This window comes from Sporichthya polymorpha DSM 43042 (assembly GCF_000384115.1).
GTDB lineage: Bacteria > Actinomycetota > Actinomycetes > Sporichthyales > Sporichthyaceae > Sporichthya > Sporichthya polymorpha.
Genome location: NZ_KB913029.1, coordinates 3,775,944 through 3,789,542, shown reverse-complemented (window position 1 = coordinate 3,789,542; position 13,599 = coordinate 3,775,944). Strand labels below are relative to the sequence as shown.

Genomic DNA, 13,599 nt, shown 5'->3' with positions numbered 1-13,599 from the left:
GTCACGGACGTGCTCAGTCCTTCGGCAGTTCGAGCTCGGCCTTGGCGAGCTCCTCCACGTTGACGTCCTTGAAGGTGACGACCTTGACGTTCTTCACGAACCGCGCCGGGCGGTACATGTCCCAGACCCAGGCGTCGGTCATCGACACCTCGAAGTAGGTCTCCCCGGCGTCCGCGCGGACCTGCAGGTCGACGTGGTTGGTCAGGTAGAACCGGCGCTCGGTCTCGACGACGTAGGCGAATAGCCCGACGACGTCGCGGTACTCCTTGTAGAGCTGGAGTTCCATCTCGGTCTCGTACTTCTCGAGATCCTCGGCGCTCATCGGTACTCCCCCTCCCCCATCTCCTCGGCGATCAGCGCATTGTCGTCGACCGTCCCGGCGGTCACCCGCAGGCCCGCCGCGGTCCGGACGTTCACGTACGAGAACCGGTGGTGCGCACAGGGCCCGTGGGCCGCGAGCGCCGCGTTGTGCTCGGCGGTGCAGTAGCCCTTGTGCTCGTCGAACCCGTACTGCGGGTACTGCTCGTGCAGCTCCGCCATCATCCGGTCGCGTGTCACCTTCGCCACCACCGACGCCGCGGCGATGCACGCGGCGACCCGGTCGCCCTTCCAGACCGCGAGACCGGGGACGCCGAGCCCGGCGACCGGGAACCCGTCGGTCAGCACGTAGCCGGCCGGGAGCGTCAACCTGGCCAGCGCGCGGCGCAGCGCCGCGACGTTGGACCGGTGCAGCCCGACCCGGTCGATCTCGTCCGGCGGGATGACGACGACGCTCACCGCGGCGGCGCGACGCCGCACCTGCTCGTAGACCTTCTCGCGGGCCGCCGGACGCAGCAGCTTCGAGTCGGCCAGGCCGGGAACCTCGCCGCGCTTGCCCTCGGGCAGGATCACGGCCGCCGCGACCAGCGGCCCCGCGCAGGCGCCCCGCCCGGCCTCGTCGGCACCGGCGACCGGCGCGAGGCCGCAGCGGGCCAGCGCGCGTTCGTAGCCGTAGAGCCCGGAGTCCCTCCGGACCGCGGTTCCTCGCGGGAGCACGATCAGCTCCCGCCCCGATCTTCGTCCACCGCCGGGCGTCGTCGGCGGGCGAACGCCAGCGGGCCGAGGACGGCGAGGCCGACGGCCGAGGTGGCGAGGCCGGCGTCGTCGATCTCGGGCCGCTGAAACGTCGACGGGACGCTGAGCACGTCCCAGCGGTTGATCGGCCACACGAGCACGAACGCGCGGCCCACGACGTTCTCGGTGGGGATCGTGCCGTTGCCGGGGCCGTCCATGTGCGAGCGCGAGTCGGCGGAGTCCGAGCGGTGGTCGCCCATCACCCAGAGCCGGTTCGGCGGCACGGTCACCGAGAACTCCCGGTCCGAGGGCCGGTCCCCCGGGTACAGGTACGGCTCCTCGAGCGGCACGCCGTTGACGGTGACCCGGCCCTCGGAGTCACAGCACGCGACCTTGTCACCCGGGACGCCGATGACGCGTTTGATGAGGTCCTTCTCGCTCTGCGAGGGCAGCAGTCCGACGAACGAGAACACGTCCTTGAGCCCGCGCACGATCGGGTTGCCCGTGGTCTCGTCCTGGCCGGAGTCCAGCCAGCCGCCCGGGTCCTTGAAGACGACGACCTGCCCGCGCTTCACGTCCCCGCCGAAGCGGTCGGCGAACTTGTTCACCAGCACGCGGTCGCCGGTCAGCAGGGTGTTCTCCATCGACTCCGACGGGATGAAGAACGCCTGCACCAGGAACGTCTTCACCAGCAGCGCGATGCCGAGGGCGACGGCGACGAGGATCGGGATCTCGCGCAGCCACGCGGACGGGCGGCCCACCTCGGGACCGTGCTCGACCGGCTCCGGCAGCGGCTCCTCCGGGGCACGGCGCACCGCCCGGCGCTGCGTGGGCCGGCGCGGCATGTCGTCGCCCGGGTACGCCGGCGGGGCAGCCGGCGGGGCAGCCGGCGGGGGCACCGCGTACCGCGAGGCCGGCGGCGGGTCCGGTGGGGCGGCGTACTGCGGCGCCGGGACCACCGGCGGCAGGGCCGTCGGCGGGACGTTCGGCGGAGGCAGGTTCGGCACCGGCGGGATCGGGACGTACTCGGAGTTCGGGTCGCCCGCCCCGAAGATGCTGGGCGCGGGCGTACCGCGGTCCGGCCCCGGGGTGGCGGGGTCGGTGCCAGGGTTCGGGTGCTCGCCCCCGTCAGGCGGCGTCGACGTCATGGGTCACTCGATCCGGGCGTCCCACCCGGCGCCGGCGGACCAGCGCCAGCGGTACCAGCGTCACGAGCCCGAGCGAGGAGACCGCGACCGCGGCGTCGTCGAGCTCCTTGCGCTTGAACGTGTCGGGCACCCCGAGGGTCGACCAACGGTCCAGCGGCCAGACGAGGACGAACGCACGGCCGACCACGTTGTCCGCGGGGATCGTGCCGTTGCCGGGGTCGGACATGTGGACGCGCGAGTCGGCGGAGAGCGAGCGGTGGTCGCCCATCACCCAGAGCCGGTTCGGCGGGACCGTCACGCTGAACTGACGGTCCGACGGTTTGTCGCCCGGATAGATGTACGGCTCGTCGATCGGGATCCCGTTGACCGTGATCTTCCCGTTCGTGCAACAGGCGACCTTGTCGCCCGGCACGCCGACCACCCGCTTGATCAGGTCCTTCTCGCTGCTGGAGGGGAGGAGGCCGACGAAGACGAAGACGTCCTTGATGCCCTTGAGGATCGGGTTGCCACCCTCGTCCTCCGCGCCGGCGGGCAGCCAGCCGCCGGGGTCGCGGAACACGACGACCTCGCCCCGCTTCACGTCGCCGAAGTGTGACGCGAACTTGTTCACCAGGACCCGGTCCCCCTGCAGCAGGGTGTTCTCCATCGAGTCCGACGGGATGAAGAACGCCTGCACGAGGAACGTCTTGATGAGCAGGGCGAGCGCCAGCGCCACGAAGACCAGGATCGGCAGCTCGCGCATCAGGCTGGAGGACTGCCCGACGCGACGGCCGGCGGTCGGCTCGGTGCCGTCGTCGGCACCGTCCCCCGCCCGGCGGGCGGCCCGGCTCGGCGGCGGCGGGAGCGCATCGCCGTCACCGGCAGCGGCACCGTCGGACACACCCTCGGACGCAGTGCCCATGGGCTCCACGCCCTCGACCGGCTCGTTCCCGCCCGGGCGGCCGGTCGGGTCGCCGGGCCTGCCCGGATCGACCGGCTCAGTCACCGGCGGCCCCTCCATTCGTCAGCCCTTCGAAGCTCTCGGGAACGGGTAACCACCCCGCCCGGCCGAGAGGCCAGACGATCGCCACGGCGCGTCCCACGATCTTGTCGATGGGAACAGTACCGCCGCCGGGGTCCGCAAGGTGGGCACGTGAGTCAGCGGAGCGGCTCCGATGGTCACCCATCACCCAGACGCGCCCGGGCGGAACCAGGACATCGAACTTGTCCCGGGACGGAAGGTCCATCGGGAACAGGTAGGGCTCGTCGAGCGAAATGCCGTTGATCGTCAGCCGGCCCTGCGCGTCGCAGCACGCGACCCGGTCCCCCGGCAGCCCGATCACTCGCTTGACGTAGTCGTCCTGGCCGTTGTTCAGGCCGAGCGCGCCGAGGATGCGGCCGAAGAAGCCCGGGTCGTCCCGCTCGGGGACGAAGCTGCCGGCGCCGTCGAACACGACCACCTGGCCGCGCTGCACGGACCCCACGTCGTAGGAGAGCTTGTTGACCAGGACCCGGTCACCGACGTGCAGCGTCGGCTCCATCGACACCGACGGGATCGAGAAGGCCTGGAACAGGAAGCCCCGGACCGTCGTCATCAGCACCAGCAGGCCGACGACGACCGCCGCCTGGACCCGGCGGAGCTGGCGCCGGCGGGCCGCCCGCAGCTCGGCGCGCCCGAGCGGAGGCTCCGGCTCGGGGCCGGCCCGTCGGGAGGACCGTGACCCCGCCGGCGCACGCCGCGGCGGGGCGGCGCGGCGGTGCGAGGTGGGCCGGCTGCGGACCGCGGTCAACGCGTCCACGTCAGCGTCCGCCGGGCGGTCGTCGTCGCGGTCGGTGTCGCTGTCCGTGTCCATCGTCCGGTCGAGGGTAACCGCGCGCCCTGAGTACCCCGGCCGATCCGTCGGGATCGGCCGGCGAGGCCGGCGCGGCGAGCTACTTGGCGGGAACGGCGTCGCGCTTCTCCTTGATCTTCGCGGCCTTGCCACGCAGATCGCGGAGGTAGTACAGCTTCGCGCGCCGGACGTCACCGCGGGTGACGACCTCGATCTTGTCGATCGACGGGGTGTTGACCGGGAACGTGCGCTCGACGCCCACGCCGAAGCTGAGCTTGCGGACGGTGAAGCTCTCCCGCAGGCCGCTGCCCTGGCGGCGGATCACGACGCCCTGGAACACCTGGATGCGGGACCGGTTGCCCTCGACGACGCGGACGGACACCTTCAGGGTGTCGCCGGGTCGGAAGTCGGGGATGTCGGAGCGCAGGTAGGCGGCATCGACGTCATCGAGCGTGTGCATGATCGGTCGCTTCCTTCGGCCAGCAGGCGTACAGATCGCCCGCGGCGGGGCGTGAAAATCCAGCGGTCAGTCTGACACACCAGGGGTCGACGGACGAAACCGGCCGTCCTCCCCCGGTTCCCAGCCCGCCTCCGCGAGCGTGGCCAGGTCGGCGCGGTCGAGGGTAACCGGTTCCAGCGCCCGGATCAGGTCGGGCCGGACCGCAGCGGTCCGGCGCAGCGCGGAGTCCCGGCGCCAGCGGGCGATGCGCCCGTGATCGCCCGAGCGCAGAATCTCCGGGACCTCCCGGCCCCGCCACGCCGGCGGCTTGGTGAACACGGGGTACTCCAGCAGCCCGCCGGTGTGGGACTCCTCCGCCAGCGAGGCCGGGTTACCGAGGACACCCGGCAGGAGGCGGGCCACCGCCTCGACGATCACCAGGACAGCGACCTCACCGCCCGCGAGGACGTAGTCACCGAGCGAGACCTCGTCGACGGCGTCGACCTCGACCCGGTCCGCGGCGTGCGCCGCCACCCGGGCGTCGATGCCCTCGTAGCGGCCGCAGGCGAACACCAGCCAGGGCAGGGCCGCGTAGGACTCCGCGAGCTCCTGCGTGAACGGCCGGCCGCCGGGCGTCGGCACCACGAGCCGGGCGCGGGCGTCGGGCGGACCGCCGGCCAGCACGGCGTCGAGGGCCTCGCCCCACGGCTCGGGCTTCATCACCATGCCGGCACCACCGCCGTACGGCGTGTCGTCGACGGTGCGGTGCACGTCGTGCGTCCAGTCCCGCAGGTCGTGGGCGACGACGTCGAGCAGGCCGGCCGTCCGCGCGCGTCCGACGATCGAGAGGTCCAGGGGAGCCAGGTACTCGGGGAAGATGCCGATCACGTCGACGCGCATCAGTCCTCCGGCACGTCGGCGAACAGCCCGGGCGGCGGGGTCACGCGCACCCGCTTCGCCGCGAGGTCGACCTCGGGGACGATCTCGAGAACGAACGGCACCAGCACCTCACGGCCGTCCGGGGTGCGGACGGCGAGGAGCTCCTGCGAGGGCAGGTGCAGCACCTCGGTGACCGTGCCCAGGTCGGTCCCGGCGTCGTCGACCACGCCCAGCCCGACGAGCTGGTGGTCGTAGAAGTCCTCGGGGTCCTCGGGCGTCTCGTCGTCCGGGATCTCGACCACGAGCCGGACGTTACGCAGCCTCCCGGCCTCGGTGCGGTCCCCGACGCCGGCGAACGTGAGCAGCAGGCGCCCGCTGTGCCAGCGGGCGCCGGTGACCTTCAGCGGGCCCGCGGACTCCGGGTCGGTCAACAGCGAACTCCCCGGCGCGAAACGCCGTTCCGGGGAGTCGGTGCGGACCTCGACGGTGAGCTCACCGCGCACGCCGTGCGGGCGCCCGATGCGCCCGACGACGAGCTGCATGCCTTACCGACCGCGCTGATCGACCAGATCGACGCGGATGTTGCGGCCGCCGAGGGCGGAGATGACGGTGCGCAGGGCGGTCGCGGTGCGGCCGGAGCGGCCGATCACCTTGCCGAGGTCGTCGGGGTGGACCCGGACCTCGAGGACCTTGCCGTTGCGCTGGTTGCGCTCGCGGACGCGCACGTCGTCGGGGTGCTCGACGATGCCGCGCACGAGGTGGTCGAGGGCGTCCTCGAGCACCGTCAGCTCTCCTCGGTGGCCGGTGCCTCGGCGGCGGGCTCCTCGGCCGCGGGCGCCTCAGCAGCAGCCGCGGCCGCGGGGGCCTCGGCCGGGGCCGACTCGGCCTTGGCCTCGCGGGCCTTCGCGCCGGCGTTGGCGTCCAGGCCGGTGGCGACGAACTCGTTGCCCGCCTGCTTGTCGACCTTCTCGGCGACCTTCAGTGTGCCCTCGGCGCCCGGCAGGCCCTTGAACTTCTGCCAGTCGCCGGTGATCTTGAACAGCGCGAGAACGGCCTCGGTGGGCTGCGCGCCGACCTTCAGCCAGTGCTGCGCACGCTCGGAGTCGATCTCGATGACCGAGGGCTCGTAGGTCGGGTGGTACTTCCCGATCTCCTCGATGGCGCGGCCGTCCCGCTTGGTCCGGGAGTCCGCGACGACGACGCGGTAGTGCGGGGAGCGGATCTTGCCCATCCGCTTGAGCTTGATCTTGACGGCCACGAGCCTGGTCTCTCCTGAGGTCATCGAATGCAGCGGCCGATTATGCCACCTGGAGCACGTTCGGCCGAATCGGGCGGTCCCCCGGCGGGGACGGGGACGGGGACGGGGCGGGGGAAGGGGACGGGGTCAGGCGATCACGCGGCCCCGCAGGACGATCCGGGCGGGGGCGGCGAGCGTCGCGAGGTCGGCGCGCGGGTCCGCGTCGAAGATCACCAGGTCGGCCGGGTCGCCCTCGGCCAGTCCGGGGCGGCCGAGGAACTCCCGGGCCCGCCAGGACGCCCCGCCGAGCACGTAGTCCAGCGGCAGGCCCGCCCGGGTCAACGTGGCGATCTCGTCGACGATCCGGCCGTGGGCGATCACCCCGCCGGCGTCGGTCCCGACGAAGATCGGCACCCCCGCCTCGTAGGCGGCGGCGATGCGGGCCGGGGCGGTCTCCCACAGCCGACGCATGTGGTCGGCGTAGGCCGGGAACTTGGCCGCGCCGGAGTCGGCGATGCCGGGGAAGTTCTCGACGACGTTGAGCAGCGTCGGGACCAGGGCCGTCCCCGCCGCGGCCATGCGCGCGGTGAGCTCGTCGTCGAGGCCGGTGCCGTGCTCGATGCAGTCGAACCCGGCCTCCAGCGCCTCGGCGAGCGCCGCCCGGCCGAAGACGTGGGTCGTCGCGCGGGCCCCCGCGGCGTGGGCGGCGGCGACGGCGTCGGTCAGCGCGGCCACGGGCCAGAGCGGGGTGAGGTCGCCGGCGTCGCGGTCGATCCAGTCCCCCACGATCTTCACCCAGCCGTCGCCGCGCTTCGCCTGCTCGGCGACGGCGGCGGGAAGCTCCGGCGGCTCGACGTCGACGCTGACGTCCCGCATGTACCGCTTCGGCCGGGCGACGTGGCGGCCGGCGCGGACGATGCGCGGAAGGTCCTCGCGGTCGTCGATCCAGCGGGTGTCGGCGGGCGTGCCGCAGTCACGTGCGAGCAGCACGCCGGAGTCGCGGTCCCGGACCGCCTGGGCCTCGGTGGCCTCGCGGTCGGTCTCGCCGCTCGCGGCCAGCCCGATGTGGCAGTGCATGTCGACCAGGCCGGGCGTGATCCAACCCGTCCCGATCGTGACCGCGTCCGGCACCGGTTCGTAGGTGACGACGCCGCCGGTGATCCAGAGGTCGACGGAGGTCTCGTCCGGCAGGCGCACGCCCCGGACGTGCAGCGCTTCTGTCGGGGCTTCACTCACGGCCGCGGGTCACTTCTGGTCGGGCGGCAGCAGGCCCTTGAGCTCGGCCGGCAGCTCGAAGTTGGCCGGGTCGAACGCGGCGTCCGCGCCGGCGGCCGCCCGGGCCTCGGCGGCGGCCTCCTCCTGCGCCCGCTTGGCGGGGTTGCCGGAGCGCTGCTTGCCCTTCGACTTGCCGGGCCGGGTCTGCTGCGCCTTGCCGCGCGATTTCTTGCCGCCGCCGCCGAGACCGGGGAAGCCGCCCATGCCGGGCATGCCGCCCTTCATCCCGCCGAGGCCGCCCGCCATCTGCTTCATGACCTTGCGGGCCTCGAAGAAGCGGTCGACCAGCTGGTTGATCTCGCCGACCTCGACACCGGAACCCTTCGCGATGCGGGCGCGGCGCGAACCGTTGATGATCTTCGGGTCCTCGCGCTCCGCGGGCGTCATGCCGTTGATGATCGCGACGACGCGGTCGAGTTCCTTGTCGTCGATCGAGTCGATCTGGTCCTTCATCTCCCCCATGCCGGGGAGCATCTTGAGGATCTTGCCGAGCGAGCCCATCTTCCGGACCTGCAGCATCTGCTGCTTGAAGTCCTCGAGCGTGAACTCGTTGCCCTTGCCGCCCTTGAGCAGCTTCTCGGCCATCTTGGCCGTCTGCTCGGCCTCGAAGTGCTGCTCGGCCTGCTCGATCAGGGTGAGGACGTCACCCATGCCGAGGATGCGGGACGCCATCCGGTCCGGGTGGAAGGCGTCGAAGTCGTCGAGCTTCTCGCCGTTGCTCGCGAACATGATCTGACGGCCGGTCACCTTCGCGACCGAGAGCGCCGCACCACCGCGGGCGTCACCGTCGAGCTTGGTGAGCACGACACCGTCGAACCCGACGCCGTCGAGGAAGGCCTGCGCGGTGGTGACCGCGTCCTGACCGATCATCGCGTCGACGACGAAGAGGATCTCGTCGGGCGAGACCGCGTCGCGGATGTCCGCGGCCTGCTGCATCATCTCGGCGTCGACGCCGAGGCGGCCGGCGGTGTCGACGATGACGATGTCGTGCTGCCGGCGGCGGGCCTCCTCGATGGAGTCCTTCGCGACCTTCACCGGGTCGCCCACGCCGCTGCCGGGCTCGGGCGCATAGACGACGACGCCCGCGCGCTCGCCGACCACCTGCAGCTGCTGGACCGCGTTCGGCCGCTGGAGGTCCGCGGCGACGAGCATCGGCTGGTGGCCGTTCTTCGCCAGCCACTTCGCGAGCTTGCCCGCGAGGGTCGTCTTACCGGCACCCTGCAGACCGCAGAGCATGATCACGGTCGGCGCGGTCTTCGCGTACCGGAGCCGGCGGGTCTCGCCGCCAAGGATCCCGACCAGTTCCTCGTTGACGATCTTGATGACCTGCTGCGCCGGGTTCAGCGCCTGGCTGACCTCCGCCCCGCGGGCCCGCTCCCGGACCGAGGCGATGAAGTCCTTGACCACGGGCAGCGCGACGTCCGCCTCGAGCAGGGCGATCCGGATCTCGCGCGCGGTGGCGTCGATGTCGGCGTCGGAGAGCCGGCCCTTGCCCCGCAGGTTCTTGAACGTCGCTGCGAGGCGGTCGGAAAGAGTGTCGAACACGAGAAACGGATCCTCTTCTGAGCTGGCTCGGGGCTCCCCCCAGCCTATGTCCTGCGGGATGACGTCCCTGGTGGACGCGTGTCAGCCCACCTGGGGGCTGACACGGGGGGTCTGCGGGACGTCATCCCGCAGGAGTCAGTCCAGAGCGTCGAGGACGGACTTACGGACGGCCTCGGCGCGGCCGTCGTCGAGGGCCCGGCCGGTCGCGGGGTCGACGACGTAGAAGACGTCGACGGCCTCGGCGCCCCAGGTGCTCACCTTGGCGGACCGGATGTCGACCTCGGCCGCGGACAGCGCCCGGCCGACGCGGTACAGCAGGCCGGGGCGGTCGTGGGCCCGGACCTCCAACACGGTCGCCGTGTCGGAGGCGTCCGCCACGACGTGCACGCTCGGCGGCGGGACCGCGATCCCCGGCTTCTGCACCTGGGCCTGCTCCCGGCGCGCGAGCCGTGCACTCACGTCGAGCGCCCCGTCGAGCGCGCGGACGATGTCGCCCCGCAGGACGGCAGCGTCCGGCGGCGCGCCGAAGTCGGGCTGCACGGTCCAGACGGTCACCGCGGCGGAGTCGATCGTCTCGGTCACGGCCGACCGGACCCCGAGCCGGTGCACGCCGAAGACCCCGGCGACGGTCGCGAGCAGTCCGAGCCGGTCGGGCGAGACGACGGTGACGATCGTGCCGGAGTCACCGGAGTCGGCTCCCCCGATGTGGACGTCGATGACGCCGGCGCGGGCGAGCGCGCGTTGGTCCTCGGTCAGACCCGAGGAGACCGGCACCGGCTTGCCCGACAGCGTCGCGCGGGTCTTCTCGACCAGAGTGTTGATGAGGTTCACGCGCCACGGCGTCCAGGCGGCCTCACCGGTCGCGAGGGCGTCGGCCTCGGTGAGCGCGTGCAGGAGGTCGAGGTTCTCGACGGTCCCGACCGCGTTCGCGACGGCCTCGATCGTCTTCGGGTCGTCGAGGTCGCGCCGGGTCGCGACGTCCGGGAGCAGCAGGTGGTGGGTCACGAGCAGAACGAGGACGTCGACGTCCGGCTCCGGGAACCCGAGCCGCGGCGCGAGGTCGCGCACGATGGTCGCGCCGACGACGCTGTGGTCGCCGGGCCAGCCCTTGCCGATGTCGTGGAGCAGGCAGCCCACCAGCAGCAGGTCGGGCCGGGCGACCCGGCGGGTCAACGCCGCGGCGTTGGCGGCGGCCTCGACCAGGTGCCGGTCGACGGTGAACCGGTGCACCGCGTTGCGCTGCGGACGGCAGCTGACGCGGGCCCAGTCCGGGATCAGGGTCGTCATGACGCCGGCGAGGTCGAGCGCCTCCCAGACCGCGACGGCGGGGCGGCCGGCACCGAGCAGGCGGACCAGTTCCTCGCGGGCCGCGTCCGGCCACGGTTCCGGCAGCCGCTTCGCGGTCGCGGCCAACCGGTCGACGGTGCCGGGCGAGAGCGGGATGCCCGCCTGCGCGGCCGCGGCGGCCGCGCGGAGCACGAGGATCGGGTCGCGCGCGGGGTCGGCGTCCCGGGCGAGCACCGCTTCGCCGTCGGACTGCACGACGCCGTCGGCGAGCGGCGTGCGCGGCGCCGGCTTGCCGGCGTTGCCGCGGATGCGGAAGCGCCGGGTGCGCGACTCCAGCACCTGGTCGACGCGGCGCCAGGTGATGTCCGAGGCGTAGGCGATCGTGCGGCCGACCTCGGCGAGCGAGCGCATCAGCGCGATCGCGTCGAGCAGGCCGAGCGCGCTCGCGACGTTCTCCTGCTCCTGCAGCACCAGCCGGTCGGTGCTGCGGCCGGTGACGGTGTGCAGGGCGTCGCGGACGTCGAGGAGCCGGTCGTGGGCCGGGCCGATCCGGGAGTGCGGCACGTCGGCCACCCAGGAGGCCTGAACCGCACGCAGCGTCACCAGGTCGCGCAGGCCGCCGCGGCTCTCCTTCAGGTCGGGCTCGAGGAGGAAGGCCAGTTCCCCGTTGCTCTGGTCCCGCTCGTGGGCGGAGGCGCGCAGTTCGGGCAGACGCTTGGTCGCGGCTGACCGCCAGTCCGCGAGCACGGTGCTCCGAAGCTGCTCGGTGAGGCCCACGTCGCCGGCGACGTGGCGCATGTCGAGCAGCCCGAGCAGCGCCTTGAGGTCCTCCCCCGCCACCGCGCGCGCCTCGGCGACGGTGCGCACGGAGTGGTCGAGCTTCACCCCGGCGTCCCAGATCGGGTACCAGACCTGGTCCGCGACCTCGGCCAGGCCGCGCCTACGGGCGTGCAGGAGGAGGACGTCGAGGTCGCTGCCCGCGACCATCTCGCGTCGGCCGTAGCCGCCGACGGCGACGAGGGCGAGCCCGCTCTCGTCACCCCCGGACGCGGCCCGGAGCAGCTCGCCGAGCCAGGCGTCGGCGGCGTCGGAGAGCGCCGTCCGGCGGTCCGGCCCGAAGGGCGTGTTCCGGGCCAGCAGCGCGGCCCGCTCCTGCGCGTACGTCACCGCGTGCGGGAACCCAGGTCGGCCATGCGGATCAGAGCGCCTCGGCGTCCCGCTCGCCGGTGCGCACCCGGACGACGGACTCGACCGGGGTCACCCAGACCTTGCCGTCACCGATCTTGCCGGTCTGCGCGGCGGAGATGATCGCGCCGATGACCGCCTCGGTGTCGGCGGCGTCGACGAGCACTTCGAGACGCACCTTCGGGACGAGGTCGACGACGTACTCGGCGCCGCGGTAGACCTCGGTGTGCCCGCGCTGGCGCCCGTAGCCACTGGCCTCGGTGACGGTCATGCCGTGCACCCCCAGCTGCTCCAGGGCCGTGCGGACGTCGTCGAGCTTGAACGGTTTGATCACCGCGGTCACGAGCTTCATGTCGCCTCCTGGTGGGTGGGGTGTGACGCCGGGTCAGGCGCCGTCGGCGCTGGACGACCCGGCCATGCGGCCGGTCGAGGAGACCGTCGCGCCGAGCTCGTAGGCGGTCTCGGCGTGCATCGCCTGGTCGAGGCCGCTCAGCTCGGCCTCGGGGTCGGCCCGGAAGCCCATCGTCTTGTGGATCACCCAGCCAATGATGAAGGTGACCGCGAACGCGTACAGCGTCGCCGCGCCAACACCGACCAACTGCTTGCCCAACTGGTCGAGGCCGCCGCCGTAGAAGAGTCCGTCGATGCCGTCGGTCGGGTCGTCCGCGGTGAGGATGCCGGTCGCCTGCGCGCTGGCGAACAGGCCGATGCCGATCATGCCGACCACACCGCCGACGAAGTGGACACCGACCACGTCGAGCGAGTCGTCGTAGCCCAGCTTGTACTTCCAGGCGATCGCGAGCGCACAGATCGCGCCGGCCAGGAACCCGATCGCGGCCGCCCCGATCGCGGCCGCCCCGATCGGGGTGACCGCCGCACAGGAGGGCGTGATCGCGACGAGGCCGGAGACGGCGCCGGACGCCGCACCGAACGAGGTGAAGCTCTTGTCGCGGATGCGCTCCACGACCATCCAGCCGCAGATGGCGACCGCTCCGGCGATCATCGTGTTGCACAGGACGAGCGCGGCCTGCGCGTTGGCCGACAGCGCCGAGCCCGCGTTGAAGCCGAACCAGCCGAACCAGAGCAGACCGGCGCCGAGCATGACCATCGTGAGGTTGTGCGGACGCATCGGGTCGCGCTTCCACCCCATCCGGACGCCGATGACGAGCGCCAGCGCCAGACCGGACGCACCCGAGTTGATCTCGACCACCGTGCCGCCGGCGAAGTCCAGGACACCGAAGTCGACCATCCACCCGGGCTCGTCGGTGTCCGAGCCGAAGAAGAAGATCCAGTGCGCCATCGGGGCGTAGACGAACGTCGCCCAGGCGACGATGAACACGCACCACGCACTGAACCGCGCCCGGTCGACGATCGAGCCGCACACCAGGCCGCAGGTGATGAGCGCGAACGTGAGCTGGAAGGTCGCGAACAGCAGCGTCGGGACGGTGCCGGAGACCTCGTCCATCGCGTCGGTCATGCCGACGTAGGAGAAGTTCCCGATGACGCCGCCGTTGTCGCCGCCGAAGATCAGGCTGTAGCCCCAGCCGAACCAGACCACGGTCAGCACGGCGATGGTCGCGACGACCATCATCATCGTGTTCATGACGTTCTTCGCCCGGACCATGCCGCCGTAGAAGGTGGCCAGACCGAACGTCATCACCACCACCATTGCGGTGCTGGCGAGCAGCCAGGCGGTGTCCGCCCCGTTGATCTCCGTCATCGTCGACCCTTCGCGTCCGC

The 13,599-nt window shown here is 72.4% G+C and carries 15 protein-coding genes; all 15 read right to left on the bottom strand.

Features of this window, described 5'->3' with window-relative positions; genetic code table 11:
• Nucleotides 1-13: 13 nt before the first annotated feature.
• Nucleotides 14-322 (bottom strand): DUF2469 domain-containing protein, encoded by a 309-nt coding sequence (locus tag SPOPO_RS0118365; protein WP_019876440.1) that lies wholly within the window; start codon nt 320-322, stop codon nt 14-16.
• The gene (locus SPOPO_RS30415) at nt 319-1,041 is read right to left on the bottom strand and encodes a ribonuclease HII (RefSeq protein WP_425424159.1); all 723 of its coding nucleotides are present in this window, start codon (nt 1,039-1,041) and stop codon (nt 319-321) included. The genes SPOPO_RS0118365 and SPOPO_RS30415 overlap by 4 nt, the downstream gene beginning before the upstream one ends.
• Entirely contained in the window at nt 1,038-2,201 is a 1,164-nt protein-coding gene (gene lepB / locus SPOPO_RS33060; protein WP_019876438.1) for a signal peptidase I, read from the bottom strand. The genes SPOPO_RS30415 and lepB (SPOPO_RS33060) overlap by 4 nt, the downstream gene beginning before the upstream one ends.
• Nucleotides 2,182-3,186 carry a signal peptidase I gene (gene lepB, locus SPOPO_RS30405; RefSeq protein WP_245541726.1) on the bottom strand — a complete coding sequence of 335 codons (1,005 nt, stop codon included), beginning with the start codon at nt 3,184-3,186 and terminating at the stop codon, nt 2,182-2,184. Before lepB (SPOPO_RS30405) ends, lepB (SPOPO_RS33060) begins: the two co-directional genes overlap by 20 nt.
• Entirely contained in the window at nt 3,179-4,033 is an 855-nt protein-coding gene (gene lepB / locus SPOPO_RS33865) for a signal peptidase I (RefSeq protein ID WP_019876436.1), read from the bottom strand. Before lepB (SPOPO_RS33865) ends, lepB (SPOPO_RS30405) begins: the two co-directional genes overlap by 8 nt.
• Nucleotides 4,034-4,112: 79 nt before the next feature.
• Nucleotides 4,113-4,472: a 50S ribosomal protein L19 gene (rplS, locus tag SPOPO_RS0118340; RefSeq protein WP_019876434.1), complete on the bottom strand. Its 360-nt coding sequence runs from the start codon at nt 4,470-4,472 to the stop codon at nt 4,113-4,115.
• A 66-nt stretch (nt 4,473-4,538) separates the two neighbouring features.
• Entirely contained in the window at nt 4,539-5,351 is an 813-nt protein-coding gene (gene trmD / locus SPOPO_RS0118335) for a tRNA (guanosine(37)-N1)-methyltransferase TrmD (RefSeq protein WP_019876433.1), read from the bottom strand.
• On the bottom strand, nt 5,351-5,872 hold the full coding sequence (gene rimM / locus SPOPO_RS0118330; RefSeq protein WP_019876432.1) for a ribosome maturation factor RimM: 522 nt from the start codon (nt 5,870-5,872) through the stop codon (nt 5,351-5,353). Before rimM ends, trmD begins: the two co-directional genes overlap by 1 nt.
• A 3-nt stretch (nt 5,873-5,875) precedes the next feature.
• Entirely contained in the window at nt 5,876-6,112 is a 237-nt protein-coding gene (locus tag SPOPO_RS0118325) for an RNA-binding protein (RefSeq protein WP_019876431.1), read from the bottom strand.
• Between the two features lie 2 nt (nt 6,113-6,114).
• The gene (gene rpsP, locus SPOPO_RS0118320) at nt 6,115-6,588 is read right to left on the bottom strand and encodes a 30S ribosomal protein S16 (RefSeq protein ID WP_019876430.1); all 474 of its coding nucleotides are present in this window, start codon (nt 6,586-6,588) and stop codon (nt 6,115-6,117) included.
• Between the two features lie 126 nt (nt 6,589-6,714).
• Entirely contained in the window at nt 6,715-7,803 is a 1,089-nt protein-coding gene (locus SPOPO_RS0118315) for an amidohydrolase family protein (RefSeq protein WP_245541725.1), read from the bottom strand.
• Between the two features lie 9 nt (nt 7,804-7,812).
• On the bottom strand, nt 7,813-9,387 hold the full coding sequence (gene ffh / locus SPOPO_RS0118310) for a signal recognition particle protein (protein WP_019876428.1): 1,575 nt from the start codon (nt 9,385-9,387) through the stop codon (nt 7,813-7,815).
• Between the two features lie 135 nt (nt 9,388-9,522).
• Nucleotides 9,523-11,841, bottom strand: coding sequence for a [protein-PII] uridylyltransferase (locus SPOPO_RS0118305; protein ID WP_019876426.1), 2,319 nt, complete (start codon nt 11,839-11,841; stop codon nt 9,523-9,525).
• A gap of 31 nt (nt 11,842-11,872) precedes the next feature.
• On the bottom strand, nt 11,873-12,211 hold the full coding sequence (locus SPOPO_RS35270; RefSeq protein ID WP_019876425.1) for a P-II family nitrogen regulator: 339 nt from the start codon (nt 12,209-12,211) through the stop codon (nt 11,873-11,875).
• Nucleotides 12,212-12,244: 33 nt separating this feature from the next.
• Complete coding sequence (locus SPOPO_RS0118295; RefSeq protein WP_019876424.1) at nt 12,245-13,579, bottom strand: ammonium transporter; 1,335 nt, start codon at nt 13,577-13,579, stop codon at nt 12,245-12,247.
• Nucleotides 13,580-13,599: the final 20 nt, after the last annotated feature.